The sequence below is a fragment of the Algivirga pacifica genome (assembly GCF_039543525.1).
GTDB lineage: Bacteria > Bacteroidota > Bacteroidia > Cytophagales > Flammeovirgaceae > Algivirga > Algivirga pacifica.
The window spans coordinates 40,682-56,133 of record NZ_BAABJX010000018.1 but is presented as its reverse complement, the minus strand read 5'-3'; the positions used below and the strand labels follow the sequence as shown (position 1 = coordinate 56,133).

At 40.3% G+C, this 15,452-nt stretch carries 11 protein-coding genes and 1 tRNA gene; 3 read left to right on the top strand and 9 right to left on the bottom strand.

What is annotated here, in order from left to right; genetic code table 11:
* Positions 1 to 71: 71 nt before the first annotated feature.
* The 5 genes from ABD985_RS05205 to ccoS form a co-directional block, all read right to left on the bottom strand.
* Positions 72 to 983, bottom strand: a complete 912-nt coding sequence (locus ABD985_RS05205; protein ID WP_345369782.1) for a cbb3-type cytochrome c oxidase N-terminal domain-containing protein — start codon at positions 981 to 983, stop codon at positions 72 to 74.
* Positions 984 to 996: 13 nt separating this feature from the next.
* Positions 997 to 1,257 carry a hypothetical protein gene (locus ABD985_RS05200; protein ID WP_345369781.1) on the bottom strand — a complete coding sequence of 87 codons (261 nt, stop codon included), beginning with the start codon at positions 1,255 to 1,257 and terminating at the stop codon, positions 997 to 999.
* The gene (locus ABD985_RS05195; protein ID WP_345369780.1) at positions 1,241 to 1,441 is read right to left on the bottom strand and encodes a hypothetical protein; all 201 of its coding nucleotides are present in this window, start codon (positions 1,439 to 1,441) and stop codon (positions 1,241 to 1,243) included. The genes ABD985_RS05200 and ABD985_RS05195 overlap by 17 nt, the downstream gene beginning before the upstream one ends.
* Positions 1,442 to 1,509: 68 nt before the next feature.
* Positions 1,510 to 3,669: a cytochrome-c oxidase, cbb3-type subunit I gene (gene ccoN / locus ABD985_RS05190; protein ID WP_345369779.1), complete on the bottom strand. Its 2,160-nt coding sequence runs from the start codon at positions 3,667 to 3,669 to the stop codon at positions 1,510 to 1,512.
* Positions 3,635 to 3,805: a cbb3-type cytochrome oxidase assembly protein CcoS gene (gene ccoS, locus ABD985_RS05185; RefSeq protein ID WP_425550435.1), complete on the bottom strand. Its 171-nt coding sequence runs from the start codon at positions 3,803 to 3,805 to the stop codon at positions 3,635 to 3,637. Before ccoS ends, ccoN begins: the two co-directional genes overlap by 35 nt.
* Positions 3,806 to 4,034: 229 nt before the next feature.
* Here ccoS and ABD985_RS05180 point away from each other — a divergent pair, with 229 nt between their 5' ends.
* Complete coding sequence (locus ABD985_RS05180; protein WP_345369777.1) at positions 4,035 to 5,885, top strand: ABC transporter ATP-binding protein; 1,851 nt, start codon at positions 4,035 to 4,037, stop codon at positions 5,883 to 5,885.
* A 137-nt stretch (positions 5,886 to 6,022) separates the two neighbouring features.
* Here ABD985_RS05180 and ABD985_RS05175 read toward each other — a convergent pair whose 3' ends face one another.
* Together ABD985_RS05175 and ABD985_RS05170 are read right to left on the bottom strand one after the other, a co-directional pair.
* Positions 6,023 to 9,040 carry a GAF domain-containing protein gene (locus ABD985_RS05175; RefSeq protein ID WP_345369776.1) on the bottom strand — a complete coding sequence of 1,006 codons (3,018 nt, stop codon included), beginning with the start codon at positions 9,038 to 9,040 and terminating at the stop codon, positions 6,023 to 6,025.
* 261 nt (positions 9,041 to 9,301) lie between these two features.
* Positions 9,302 to 11,521 (bottom strand): RelA/SpoT family protein, encoded by a 2,220-nt coding sequence (locus tag ABD985_RS05170; protein WP_345369775.1) that lies wholly within the window; start codon positions 11,519 to 11,521, stop codon positions 9,302 to 9,304.
* Positions 11,522 to 11,700: 179 nt separating this feature from the next.
* Between ABD985_RS05170 and ABD985_RS05165 the strand changes: the two genes are divergently transcribed.
* A tRNA-Leu gene (locus tag ABD985_RS05165) sits at positions 11,701 to 11,782 on the top strand.
* 143 nt (positions 11,783 to 11,925) lie between these two features.
* On the top strand, positions 11,926 to 13,281 hold the full coding sequence (gene tig / locus ABD985_RS05160) for a trigger factor (RefSeq protein ID WP_345369773.1): 1,356 nt from the start codon (positions 11,926 to 11,928) through the stop codon (positions 13,279 to 13,281).
* A 120-nt stretch (positions 13,282 to 13,401) separates the two neighbouring features.
* On the opposite strand, the gene ABD985_RS05155 is transcribed toward tig, so the two are convergent.
* Complete coding sequence (locus ABD985_RS05155) at positions 13,402 to 13,635, bottom strand: hypothetical protein (RefSeq protein ID WP_345369771.1); 234 nt, start codon at positions 13,633 to 13,635, stop codon at positions 13,402 to 13,404.
* Positions 13,636 to 13,983: 348 nt separating this feature from the next.
* Positions 13,984 to 15,294: an SUMF1/EgtB/PvdO family nonheme iron enzyme gene (locus ABD985_RS05150; protein WP_345369769.1), complete on the bottom strand. Its 1,311-nt coding sequence runs from the start codon at positions 15,292 to 15,294 to the stop codon at positions 13,984 to 13,986.
* Between the last annotated feature and the right edge of the window lie 158 nt (positions 15,295 to 15,452).

Genomic DNA, 15,452 nt, shown 5'->3' with positions numbered 1-15,452 from the left:
GGTATACTTTCAGTTATAAAACATACACCACCTGACGTAGGTGCCAGGTGGTGGTATGTATATGACTAAGATTACTGCTGGGTTGTTGCTTCTGTATCTGCTGCATCCTCCTCAGCTACCCATTTTTCTCCTTGAGGAGCTTTTGGATTAGGAGGGTTAGAGCCTTGCAAGCTCAAGATGTAACTCGATACATTCTTGATTTGCATTGGGGTTAACTTGGACTCCCAAGCCAACATACCATTTTGAGGAACCCCGTATTTGATGGTCTTAAATACGGCCTGTACATCTCCTCCATGTAACCAATATTCATCGGTAAGATTTGGTCCGATACCTCCTTGTAGCTCTGCTCCGTGACAAGACTTACAGTTGCTATCAAAGATTTTCTTACCCTCTTCCAATGCTGCAGCTTCTGTCGCTACTTCTACGTTACTCTCATCAATCAAGCTAGCCATTTTTTCCAGGTAAGCTTTCTTCTGTGCTTCCGCTTTCACCATGGCCATCTTGTATTCTCTCACAGAAACGGCATCATTGTCACCATCCCATACGTGATAAACGCCTAAGTATACTACTGACAATGCAATCGAAGCGTAAAACAGTCCTTTCCACCAAGGTGGCAAATCGTTGTCCAACTCTCGGATACCATCATACTCATGGTCCATCAAGATATCTCCTTCCTGAGCGATTGGCTTGGCTGCATTAAATTTATTGTAGAACCAGCTCCACCAGCTATCCTCAGCAGTTTCTGCTTCTACTACTTCTGCTTTTGGCATCTGTAGCTTCACCATATAGTAAATGGCAAATGCCAAGCCCATAATGGCTACAAACAATACTCCCAGTGTCAATAACAATAACACCAACAGAACATCGTAGTTATCAAACCCCTTGATAAGCTGCTCATCTCCTGCCGCTGCCATTGCCTGATTACTCCACAACAGAAGCATCCCCACTCCTGCCGTCTTTATGTGTTTGAATAGATTCTTCATAGTTAAATCAGATTTAGGCAATGATCGATGCTTCCTGTGCTTTCCTTTTTGAGGTCAGCAAAAATGTATAGAGGATAAGGGCCAACATGACAAATATCAACAGGAACACGAAAATCGTTGCTCCTAATAGAATCAAGACCCAAAGGTCAGCCGTGATGCCACTAAAAAAGGATCCTTCTACCTCTTCTGTTGCTTGCGCAAAAATTGGGTTTTGCACCAACAACATAAGCATCATCATTAGAGAGGATGAGATTAATTTATATGTTGCTTTCATCGTTTGCTTTAATTTTATCATCAAGATCCAAATCCAATGGTATGGCTGAGTAAGTATCTACATCCTGCTTTTTCATCGTGGTCACATAAATGATCCAAGCCACAAAAAAGAGGAAGAAGATCGCTATTCCGATTACCGGGAAAATCTCAATACCATCAATTGATCTTAAAACGTCTTTATACATAATCCTATCGTCTTAGTATACTTACCTCCCTCCCAATGTGCTATACACTGGGAGGAAAGGTGATTTTATTACTTATCAGGTACGGTCTCTGCGTTTTTGATATCCGTTCCCAGACGCTGTAGGTAAGCAATCAGAGCAATGATTTCCTTATCCTTATCTACAGGAATATTTTCCTTGTTCAAGCCCTCTGCAATCTTTTGAGCCTGTGCATCCAAGTCTGCTAATGCCTGATCAGCATAGCCTTCCGGATAAGGAACACCTAGTGTTTGCATCGCTTCAATCTTGGCTGCAGTATTGGACTTATCCAAATCATTCTCGATCAACCAAGGGTATGGAGGCATTACTGACCCTGGAGAAATCGACTGTGGATCCAACATGTGGTTGAAGTGCCACGAATCTCCATACTTCCCTCCTAGACGATGCAAGTCCGGACCAGTACGCTTCGATCCCCACTGGAATGGTCTATCGTAGATAAACTCTCCAGATTTAGAATACTCTCCATAACGCTCTGTCTCGAAACGGAATGGTCTGATCATTTGAGAGTGACATACATAACAGCCTTCTCTTAGGTAAATATCACGTCCTTGTAGCTCTAGTGGCGTATACGGTTGTACTGCCGCAATCTTAGGAACATTCGATTCTACAAAGTAAGTAGGTAAGAACTCCACTAAACCACCAATTGCAATAAGGACTGTAGAAAGAATGGTCATTTGGATCGGTCTACGCTCAATCCATTCATGCCATCTCTGAATTTTCTCACCTTGCTTAGGCAATGCCGGAGCACTTGTTTCTTCTTCTGGTTGCAATTTACCAGCGGCAATTGTTTTCCAGATGTTATAAACCATCATCAAAGCACCAACCACATACAGTAGACCTCCAAAGGCTCTCAACTTGTACATTGGCAACAATTGAACTACTGTATCCAGGAAGTTCATATACGTAAGCATTCCTGCTTCATTAAAATCTTTCCACATCAATGCCTGTGTGAAACCTGCCCAATACAATGGAATAGCATAGAACAAAATACCTAGTGTGGCGATCCAGAAGTGTGCATTCGCTAACTTAATCGAGTGCAGCTTCGTGTTATAAATCTTAGGAACCAACCAGTATAGCATGGCGAAAGTAAACAAGCCATTCCAGCCCAAGCCTCCTACGTGTACGTGTGCAATTGTCCAGTCTGTGTAGTGGGTATGTGCGTTGATATTCTTAAACGATAATAGCGGTCCTTCCAAAGTAGCCATACCGTAAGCGGTCAATGCTACTACGAAGAATTTCAAAACAGGGTCTGTTCTTACCTTATCCCAAGCTCCTCTAAGAGTTAGCAAACCATTCAGCATACCACCCCATGATGGTGCAATAAGCATTACCGAGAACACTGTTCCCAAGGACTGCGCCCAGTCAGGAAGAGATGTATACAATAGGTGGTGAGGTCCTGCCCAGATATAGATAAAGATCAGTGACCAGAAGTGAATGATTGACAATCTATACGAGTAGATTGGTCTGTTTGACGCTTTAGGTACAAAGTAATACATCAATCCCAGATAAGGTGTTGTTAGGAAGAACGCTACAGCGTTATGTCCATACCACCACTGTACCAATGCATCCTGTACCCCTGCAAACAAAGGATAAGATTTTGTCAAGGAGATTGGTAACTCCAGGTTATTAACGATATGTAGTACAGCTACCGTTACAAACGTTGCCAGGAAGAACCAGATTGCTACATATAAGTGGCGCTCTCTTCTTTTGATCAACGTCATGATCATGTTTATCCCGAATACTACCCAAACCAAAGCAATGGCAATATCAATTGGCCATTCCAGCTCGGCGTATTCTTTGGATGAGGTAATCCCCAATGGCAAAGTAATTAAGGCAGACAAAATAATTGCTTGCCATCCCCAGAAGTGAATCTTGCCGAGCAAGTCACTAAACATACGGGCTTTTACCAAACGAGGAACTGCATAGTAAATCCCGGCAAACATACCGTTTCCGACAAACGCGAAAATAACGGCATTGGTATGAAGCGGTCTCAACCTACCAAAGGTAAGCCATGACGTTTCAAAGTTTGCCTCAGGCCAAAACATCTGGGTGGCTATCAAAAGCCCCACCAGCATCCCTGCCACACCCCAGAAGGTGGTGGCAATCGCAAAATTTCTTACGAGTACGTTGTTGTAGGAGAAGTGCTCTATCTGCGCACTATTCGCTCCTTTTCCTTGACTGTGTGATACCATTGTCTTCAAAAAGTATTCTGATACTTGGAGTATAAGTGTCTTCGTATTGATTGTTTTTTACCGACCAGATAAAAGCAAAGAGGAACCCTAGGCCCACCATTAAACTAATTCCGATCAAAAGCACGATTATTTCCATACGTATATATGTGTTAATTACGAAGCTTAAACAAAGGTAAATGAGTCGATAAGCTTCCTAGTTGATCCTCATCATTCTAATTAGTGATCTTCATCAACTTTTTATAGAGGATATTCCTCACCATTATGTTGGCAGGGCATTTATTTGCGTTAGGAGTATAAAAGGAAAATTTCTCCTGTGTATATTTGGACATACCTTTCTGTAATTTTTAAGTGAACAACCTTTTGCCATGCTGAAAGAACTCCGTAAAGAAGACCATAGAAAACCTCTCCTGTATATTAAAAACCTGACGGTAGAACATGCGAGTCGGGAAGGATTCCCTGTCATTGATAACCTGACGCTTACCATCAATGAAGGGGAAACATTAGGAATTGTAGGAGAGTCCGGTTCCGGCAAATCAGTCACTGCACTTTCTATCTTACAGCTGATAGAATCTGCTGCTTTAAAAATTACAGAAGGAGAAATCCTGTTTAATAGTAATACTTTGGGGAAGGTCAACCTATTATCACTATCAGCACAGCAAATCAGGGAAATCCGAGGAAAAGAAATCGGTATGATTTTTCAGGAGCCTCTAAGTTCCCTTAACCCAGTATTGACTTGTGGCGACCAAGTGATGGAAGCTGTAATGACCAAAGGAAATTATACTAAGACACAAGCAAGAAGAAAGGTATTAGCATTATTCCAGAAGGTACAACTACACGATTCCAAGAAAATTTTCTTATCCTATCCTCACGAGCTGTCTGGTGGGCAAAAACAAAGGGTTATGATTGCCATGGCGATTGCTTGTACGCCACAACTTCTTATTGCCGATGAACCTACCACCGCACTAGATGTTACCGTACAAAAAAGTATTCTTGAATTAATACAAGAACTGAATCACTCCTCCATGGCTACTTTCTTTATCTCCCATGATTTGTCAGTGATTGCAGAGGTTGCTGACAAAATAGCCGTAATGTTCAAGGGAAAGGTTGTAGAATATGGTAGTGTATGGGAGGTATTTGAAAATCCTAAACATCCTTACACTAAAGGGTTATTGGCCTGCCGTCCACGATTAGACACTTCCTTCAAGCGTTTACCTGTAGTTTCAGACTTTGTCACTACTTTTTCTGGTAGAAGTATTGGTGGTAAAGGCCGATACTCATCCGTAAAGGAAGCGATTATGTGGAATAAAAAAACCGACCAGGAAATCCAAAGAAGAAACCATAGTATTACCCAGCAAACGCCTATTTTATCAGTACATAACCTTAGCACGTACTATCCTACCAAAACCAATTGGCTAGGCAAACCATTGGAGTGGATGAAGGCCGTAGAAGACGTTTCTTTTGAGGTATACCCTGGAGAAACATTAGGTTTGGTAGGAGAATCAGGGTGTGGTAAGACAACATTGGGACGTACTATTTTACAACTTGTCAAACCCATTGCAGGACAAATCATGTTTAAGGGAAGGGATATTTCTAGCCTTTCTTCCAAAGAGTTAATACAACTTCGAAAAGATATACAGATTATCTTTCAGAATCCTTATGCCTCCTTAAACCCTCGTATGACGGTAGGGGAAGCCATTATGGAACCTATGAAAGTACATGGGATCTACTCTTCGGAGTACGAAAGAAAAAAAGAAGCAATACAATTACTGGAAAGGGTTAACTTAAATGCTGCACACTTCAATCGTTACCCTCATGAATTTTCTGGAGGACAGCGCCAAAGAATCTGTATTGCCCGTACCCTTGCCGTTAAACCTAAGTTTATCATTTGTGATGAATCTGTGTCAGCACTGGATGTATCAGTACAGGCTACTGTACTCAATCTATTAAATGAGCTGAAAGAAGAATACAAACTCACCTATATCTTTATCTCCCATGATCTCTCCGTTGTCAAGTTTATGGCAGACCGTATGCTGATCATGAAAGATGGTGAAATTGTAGAACAGGGGTTTGCCCAAGACATCTACACGGCTCCTCAACACCCTTACACACAAAAATTGATTGAATCTATTCCTACGGGGAATCTTCAGGATATTCAAAATGCGATGGTGAAAAAATTGATTACCAAGCAAAACCCAACTCCTGAGAAACACCTATAAAAAATGTTCATAATGTTTAATTGAGCTTCGCTCGTTCATAGTGTTTAGTTGTTTTAAATATAGTCAACAACTAAACATTATGAACGCAATAGTTAAACTATTGCAATTAAACATTATGAACAAGTATATGCTTCAGCTTATAGAGAGAAGCCCATCAGCAAGATATCATCCGTCTGCTCTGTCTTGTCTCCCATCCAGCTCATCAATTGCTTACGGAAATGCTTTTTCTGTACTTGCATAGGCTCCGATGAAATGCTATTGACTAATGCTTCGACTTGTTCCAATCCGAAGTCTTTCTTATCTCCATCTCCCTCCTGCAACTGATATCCCTCGGTCATCAAGTAATAACTATCTTCCAAACTAATAGGATAAGTATATTCCTTAAACTGATGATCTGCTTTCAGTTCGTTACTTCCCAATAAAATATCCTCTCCTTCAATAACGGTTGTTTGCTTTCCAGCTACTCGAACCATTGGGTGCTTCACTCCTGCATAAGCTATCTGGTTACTTGTCTGATCAATCACTGCTACCGATAAGCTCATACCATCAGTTTCTTGAAATTCTTTTTGATGAATCAATCGAGACAATCCCAAATGTACTTCTTTAAGAATTTCGGCAGGGGATACGATACCACGGATATTCACAACCTCGTTCAGCAAGCTATTTCCAATAATGCTCATAAATGCACCAGGAACTCCTTCTCCAGTACTATCCACTACTGCCAAGAAGGTTTTTCCTTGATTTTCCGAGAACCAGAAGAAAGCACCACTTACAATATCCTTTGGTTTATAGAAGACAAAAGAATTTGGTAATACCTTATTGATGACTGTACGATTTGGCAACATTGCCTGCTGTATACGCTTGGCATACTTAATACTGTTTGTCACCTTCCAGCTAGACTTCTGTAACTCGTCTTTTTGTACTTGTAACTGTTGGTGAATATTAGCATTCTTAATCGCTTCCCCTATATAAATCGCCAAGTTTCGTAAGATATCAAGGTGATAAGGGGTATAGGCATTTTTCTTAAAACTCTGTACCGACAATACACCAATAACCTTGCTTTCCTGATAAATAGGAACATAGATCAACGATTCAGGTAAATCTCCTTGATCTGGCAAGGTATAGTTATCCAAATACTTATTATACTCTTTTTCAAAATCAGTAATAAATACCTCTTTGGCATGCTTGGCACACCAAACGGAGAAACGGTGTTCCTCATTGAGTGGGTGATAAAAGAAAGGAAGCTCCTTACCCTTTTCCATAGAACCCAAGAACTCAATTCGTTGTGTTGACTCCTCAATTACTCCTACCGCAAAGGCCGTCGCATCCATAATTTGGTTGACGTTATCATACGTCATACGAATAATATCAGCAGTAGAAAGTTGTGTTGTCAGCTTTAAGCCTATATCTGAAAGCAACTGTATGTTTTTGAAAGAACGATCCAGCTCATCTCTACTTTTCTCCACTTCCTCTTTCTGCTCCATCAGCTCCAAGGTTCTTTCCTTGATTTTCCCTTCCATTTGCTCGTACACCAAGGCGTTATCCAAGGCAATACCGATATAAACGGTAAGGTTTCTTAGCAAGTCAATATCCCGTTCTGAGTAGGCCTCCTTGTCATAACTCTGAATGGTCAATACTCCTAGTCCACCTCCTTTACCAATCAAAGGTAAATAAAGGACTGTTTGAGGTAATTCCTCAATTTTATCGGGAACCTCTCCACCAAAGAAATCCGTATACTGCAAAGACAAATCATTGATCTGAATTTCTTTCAGTGTTTTCAAACACTGTACGGATAACTTCGTATCATCAGAGATATCATAATAATAGGCTGGTAGTTTCTTATTTTTCTCGACCGTACCTGGTACGTCCACACGGTGTTTGGCTTCATTATAAACACCAATAGAGAAAATAGGTGCATGCATCAGACGGTTAATATTATCGTATACCGTATCGATAATCTTATCAACAGAAAGGTTGGTAATAATATCCTGTCCGATCTCTCCCAAGAGCTTTACCGTTTTATAGGCTTGTTCTAACTCTTGCTCATGCTCACTTTTCTCTGTGCGCTTTTTCTTGGTGCGCTCTTTCTGCTCACTTTGTGTACGCTCCAATAGCATTGCCATGTAAGAAGCTACACTTTTCATAATACTCACATGGTACTTATTGTAAGGAGAAGGACCTGCCGTTTTTACCGACAAGACACCTAAGGTATTCCCTTTGTCTTGAATAGGAACATATACACTAGACTCTCTATCTCCTTCCACCTCTCCTGCCGCTGTAGTTAGCTCTGCCGTATTTCCAGAAACTATTAAACTCTCAGAGGTATTAAAACATTTCACCTCCAGCTTACTCTCATCTTTAATGTCATAAGCATTGGATGGCATCGTCTCTCCTTCCCTAATATTGGCAGGAAATTCAATTACTCCTTTTCTCGTATTATATATTCCTATATCCAATGCTGTGGCATCCATCATTTGAGCCAGCTTCGGATAAATATTCCCTACAACTTGAGAAACTGAATTAGCCTGAAGAATACCTTCTGCTATCTCACTAATCAACTCCAACTGTTTTCCTGCAGTCTCTTCATACTGTGTGCGTTCCTTCTCTTGCTGTTCCTCTTTCACTCCTTCCTGCTCAGTTTCCATCAACTGCGTCATCAATGAATGGTTGAAGACACTATTTTGAAGAGAAATGGCGATTTGTGTCGTCAAGAGAGTCAATTCCTGAAGCTTTTCTTCCGAAATAGCTATAGGATGATATCCCTCAAAGTAAATCATTCCCACATATACGTCTCCATTATTCAATGGGAAAGCACCTATATACTCCGGTTTATTCTCCTTTAAATAAATGTCAGCAGAGAAGGCTGCCTCGTAGGCTGCCTTAGTTGCAATAGCATGTGTGTTTACTTTCTTTCCATTTAAAAACTGTAGAGGTACCATAAACGCATCCACCCCTATCATTTTTCCTTTATGGTCGAATTGCTCTCCTCTTAGTTCTGACAATAAATGTAGCTCATCACCCGAATGTACCAATAAGGTCAAACGGTCAGACTTTAGCTCTTCTTGAAATATCGTCAGTACTTTTTTTGACAATCCACTAAGTGTCACCTCTCGGGATATATCATGACAAAGGTGAAGTATACGTTCGTTTATCATAGTTCTCTCTAATCACAGCGTAGGTAATGCTAAAAAGTGAGCCTATTGCCCTAAGACATGCAAAAAGGTAAATACTCTGTATTTCCTTAATTAAAGTGTGCCTACTATACACTTTATATTCTACATGACTATTACAAATAAGCGCCAAGGCTCTTTCCTTATAACGTCTAATTACGAAAGAGTAATATACAATTTTATAATTCTTAATGGTATTTCCCCAAGATAAATTTATATCCTTATGCCTAAGGTATCTTTCTCAGATTAATCTATGCGTGTCACACGTACCATTCCTTCAATATTCATCAAGTTCTGTATGAGTTCATCTACCACCTCCGTGGTCATAACGGAAACACCTATCACTCCTTTAAAGATACTACTTTCAGTATCAATAGAGATGGAACGAATATTTACCTTCATCTGCATGGAGATCACCCTCGTCACATCATTCACCAACCCTACTCGGTCTGTTCCCTCCAGCTTCAGTTTAATCTCAAACTCCTCATCTTGCTGATTGGCCCATCTCGCCTTAATAATACGATACCCATAGTTTGCCATCATAGAGACAGCATTTGGGCAGTTGGTGCGATGAATCTTGATTCCACTATTGATCGTGATAAACCCAAAGATATCATCTCCGTAAATAGGGTTACAGCATTGGGCTAAAGAATAGTGAACATTGTCCATATCCTCTCCTATCACTAACTCGTCTCCATCCTGTCGGATCTTACGAATACGCTTCTTAAACTCTTTAGCATCCTCAGGAACGAGCTTTTCGGAACGGATCTTTTCATTCTCATTATGTTGCTCATTGAACTTCTTGATCTCTGTATGATCAATTTTCCCCTCTCCAATCTTAAAGAAGAGATCCAGATCCGTACGAATATCAAAAAACTCTCTCAGCTGCTTCAAGGTGGTATCATTCATTGGAAGGTGCAACTGCTTCAGTTTACGCTGTACAATTTCCCTACCCAATGCTGCAGTGCGTTTCTTATCCTCTTTCAGGTAAGACTTAATTTTTGACCTCGCCTTGGAAGTCTTCACATACTGCAACCAGCCTTCATTAATCTTAGATTTATTAGAAGTCAGAATTTCTACCTGATTACCATTTTTCAGTTCATGGTTTAATGGAACGAGCTTTCCATTAATCTTAGCTCCCAAGCATTTTGCTCCAACTTCTGTATGGATATCAAAGGCAAAATCCAAAACTGTGACTCCTTTAGGGAATACTTTTAGATCTCCTTTAGGCGTAAAAACAAAGACTTCCTTACTGAACAAGTTTGATCGAAAGTCATCCATAAACTCTATGGCACTCTCCTTATCATTCTCCAGCATCTCCCGAACGGCACTAATCCATCCTTCAATCCCTTGCTCGTGTGCTTTTCGCTGATGTACTTTTCCTTGTTCTTTATATTTCCAGTGTGCGGCATATCCTTTTTCAGCCACATCATCCATGCGTTCACTTCTAATCTGTACTTCTACCCAATGCCCTTCTGGCCCCATCACGGTAGTGTGTAAAGATTCATATCCATTAGCCTTAGGCATACTTACCCAATCCCGGAGCCTACTCACGTTCGGACGATAATAATCGGTCACTACAGAGTATACTTGCCAACACATAGCTTTTTCTTCCGTCATAGGGGAGTCAAAAATGATTCGGATAGCAAACAGGTCAAATACCTCCTCAAAAGGGACATCCTGTTTACGCATCTTATTATAGATCGATCGAATAGACTTCGTTCTGGATTTTATTCTATAAGGTACCCCTAACCCATTTAACTCCCGAATAATTGGTTCCGTAAATGTCTGAGTAAACTTCACCCTGGCTGGCTCAGACTCTATCAGCTTATGTACAATCTCATCGTAGGTCTTACGGTCTGAATACTTCAGCGAAAGGTCCTCCAACTCAGACTTAATATTATAAAGCCCCAGACGATGTGCCAATGGCGCATAGATATACTCTGTTTCTGATTTAATTTTCAAACGCTTATCCTTAGGCATACTTTCCAACGTACGCATATTGTGTAAGCGGTCTGAGATCTTAATCAGTACCACCCTAATATCCTCCGAAATGGTCAGGAGCATCTTACGAAAATTCTCAGCCTGTATGGACTCTCCTCTGGCTGAGTTCTCCGATATTTTGGTCAATCCCTCTACAATCTGTGCAACCTTCTCTCCAAATCGCTCAGAGATATCTTCTATCGTATAATCGGTATCCTCCACAACATCGTGTAGTAGGGCCGCTACAATAGAGGTAGTTCCCAAGCCGATCTCCTCTGTTGCGATGGTAGCCACCGCTACCGGATGGTACACAAAAGGCTCTCCGGATTTTCGGCGCATGTCCTTATGTGCATCAACAGCAAAAAGAAAGGCCTTCTTAATTATTTTAACGTCACCTTCCTTCAATAAAGGGGCGGCCTTTTGCAATAGGTTTCTATACCTCCTGATCAGCTCTCGCTTTTCCTTCGCTTCATCAATCTTCATGGTGTGGTCTTTATGTGTGACGATCTTTCAGGCTAAGTTATATAAATTCAACAATTTTAATTTATAAGATATTTAGAAAAGTACCTATTGTTCAGGAAATATAGTTTTATAAAAAAATATTCAATTAATTATTGTAATAATAAAACTAATAATTACCTTTGCACGGCATAAAAAATAATGCGGATGTGGCGAAATTGGTAGACGCACTAGATTTAGGTTCTAGCGCCGTGAGGCGTGGGGGTTCGAGTCCCTCCATCCGCACAAAGTAAGCAGCTAAAAACAACAATTCTCAATCGAAGCAGATTGAGAATTTTTTGTTTGAACACTGCCCAAAATGTCCCCTTTGTAGTATATTAAAGGGTATATAACAGATTTGGATTTTCTCATCATAAATCATTACAACCTTGGAATTAATACTCGATAAAAAAGAGAACTCATACGGGTTGCTAACTGTAAAAGTTGCAGAAAGCGACTTCCTACCCGAGTACAACCAACGCGTAAAAGAGCAAGCTAAAAGAGCGAACTTTAAAGGGTTCCGCGCTGGTAAAGTCCCTGCATCTTTGGTAAAGAAGATGGTAGGTAAAGACCTTAAAATGGACGTTTTCAACGCCACAGTAAGTGAGTCTGTAGACCAATACTTGAAGGAGAACAACGTCAATGCAATGTTCCAACCAATGTTCAAAGGAGACTTCCTTACTCCTGAGCAATTGGACGCAGCTAAAGAATTCACACTAGAGTTCGAATTGGTAGTTCCTGAAGTAGACTTGACACTTTCAGAAGAGATCTCTGTTAAAGGATATGAGTTGAACGTTTCTGACGCTGATATCGACAACACGGTAAACCGTTTGATCGAAGCATACCCTAATGAGGTAGAAGCAGAGGAAGTTGCAGAAGGTGACAACGTAGTTGCTACATTCAAAGCGGCTTCTAACGACTTCGAAAAAGAAGCGACGCTAGAGCTTAATGAGAAAGTACAAGAAGAAGTACGTAAAGCATTTATCGGCAAGAAAGTAGGAGAAGAGGTTACTTTTGAAGCTGAGAAAGTTTACGAAGATCCTAAGAAACTTCGTCTACTATTTGGTGGTACTCAAGAGGAGTCAGAAAACTTCACTGGTGAGTTTACTGCAACTATCTCTGCTATCAAGAGAAAAGAAGCTCCTGAGTTGAACCAAGAATTCTTTGACAAAGTATTGGGTGAGGAGAAAGCTTCTAACGAAGAGGAATTCAGAGCTGAGATCGCTACATTGATCGGAGATGCTAACAAACCTTCTATCGAAGCATTCTTGAACGACAGCATCAGAGATGAAATCTCTGAGAAAGTTGAGATCTCTTTCCCTGAGGAATTGTTGAAGCGTATCTTGAACTCTTCTAACGACAACAAATTGTCTGATGAGGAGATCGAGGAGAAGTTCCCTAACTTCTTGAAAGCAGTGAAGTGGAGAGCTATCTCTAATAAAGTTGCTGAGTCTGCTGAGATCAAAGTTGAGCACAACGAGATTGAAGCAATCGCAAAAGAGCAAATTGCTGCACAAATGGCACAGTTTGGTATGGGAGACCTTCCTGAGGAGCGTCTAACAGAGTTTGTTCAGAACCAGCTAACTGCTGAGAATGGCAAATACTACCAAGAGTACTATGAGCAGGTATTCAATAACAAGCTATTCGACTACATTCAGGAGCAAATCACTATTGCAAGCGAGAGTGTTGATCTAGCGAAGTTTGAAGAGATCATGAAAGCTAAAATGGATCAGGAGCAAGCATAAGCAGCTACTGTCCTTTCATATAAAAAGCGTCTCACTTCTAAGAAGTGAGACGCTTTTTTTAATGTCTTAAGTCAAAAAAACAGGAATCCCTGTATTGACTTTGGCCGTAGCCTAATTCAATTAATTTCCTGCGTAAAGGATTTCCTTGATATTAGAAATACGCTCCAATGCTTCTGTAGATGGTCTATCCAAAGGCTTCTCCTTGATCTGTTTTGGAGCTGCACCTCTTGACTCTCCGTAGATTCTCTCGCTGTCCAAATTTACTCCTTTGCTAGGTGCTTCATTGTGCTGACCACAAGCAGCCAAAGAAAGAAGTGCCAGACCTGCTGCTACTCTTACAATTGATTTTTTCATGAATATGAATAGTTTCAATCTATATAAATCATATTAATTTTCGTAGCAAAAATATGACTTATGCCTGTTATTTACAATTCTTTTATAATGAAAAGGTAGCCTTAGCATAAAGAAATTCAAGTATTTAGATTTTTATCGGTTATCGGTTATCAGTTATCAGTTATCAGTTATCAGTTATCAGTTATCAGTTATCAGTTATCAGTTAAGAAAGTTATTTTACCCCTAAACGACATACAATACCTTAAAGGTATTTTTTTAAACGATAAGCGATGAGCAATAACCGATAAACAAAAAAAAGACTCACCGATTTCTCGGTAAGCCTTCTCATTTATCTTATGATCGATTATTCTATCGATTTCTACCAGGATAAGTCATGGCACATCTAAAACCGATCGCAGAAGAAGCGTCCTCTTCGTGTAAGAATCTTCTTGTACCTACTGCCAACCAGTAAGCTGAATCCTTCCAAGAACCTCCTTTGTATACTCTAATCTTGTTGGAGATATAAGTACGATCCTCTACACCTCCATACATGTCATTGTAATCGGCCTGAGGGTCTTTTGCTCCATCTCTACGTACAGGGTTCAAACCACTCACCATTTCGTAAGAAGTAGGACGATACACATCCAATACCCACTCACTTACGTTACCTGCCATATTGTATAGCATAAAGTCATTTGGTGGGTTGTCAAAAATCTCCTGCGTAATTGCAGCGCCATCATTAGGCTGTCCACCAATACCTGCGTAGTCACCTCGACCTCTCTTAAAGTTGGCCATAAAGTTACCCATTTCTTCTCCATAAGGATTTCTCAATGAGTGTCCATCCCATGGGTAGATTCTACGCTCACTATAAATTTCATCCACGTCTTGCAGACCGATCATTGCCTGAGCCGCATAATCCCACTCTGCCTCTGTAGGCAAACGGAAGCTAGGTAAGACAACTCCTGTCTCTAAAGAAATACTTTTCATTAGACGTTGCTGACTTTCCAACTCTTCTTTTTCTGTTGGTAAAGGCAAGTAGTGATAAATGTTTTCTGCTACTTCTTCGATTTCTGGATCTCCAGAATTCAAAGCCAATCGCTTATTCACGACTTGAGTTCTCCATTTACTATACTCGTTAGCTTGTACCCAAGAAACCCCTACTACTGGAAAAAATCTAAATCCAGGGTAACGCAAGTAGTGATCTCTATACTGATCATTATAAGCTAGATCCTCTACCCATACAGTAGTATCTGGTAGTAAACCATCATAAAATGCTTTAGCCTCTGTATTAGAAGAGTCTGTGTTATAATGGCTGTGTGCATGAAGATACTCCAACCAGTGAATGTTTGCCACCTCTGTTTGATCCATAAAGAAAGAAGATACTGTTACCGTTCTTTCAATATTGTTATTCAAGTGTAATGGATCTTCTTGCATAGAGCCAAGGGTCATACGTCCACCTTCAATGTAAACCATATCCGGTACTTCTGGCATCCCTTTAAAGTCTCTAACCTCAAAGTCTTCATTATTGGCATCTCGCTTATTGCGGACATACGACAGCCCCGTTTTTGTACTTTTACTACCGGGTTCGTATGCATTTGGCTTTCCTGGTCCTGAACAGGCTGTAGAAGCCATAACAGCAATAATACTCAAGAAGGAAACGTAAGATTTAATTTTATTCATAATATGAAAAGATATAAGTAAGGGGAGTCCCTTGTTCTTTGTATCCTATTTTACAAGTGATTGCTAATTGATTTTTCGTATGGATTGAAAAAAAAATATCAATAACTATACCCAAAGAAATTTATCTCTGAAAAATCAAAAAATTTCTTTTAAAAAGA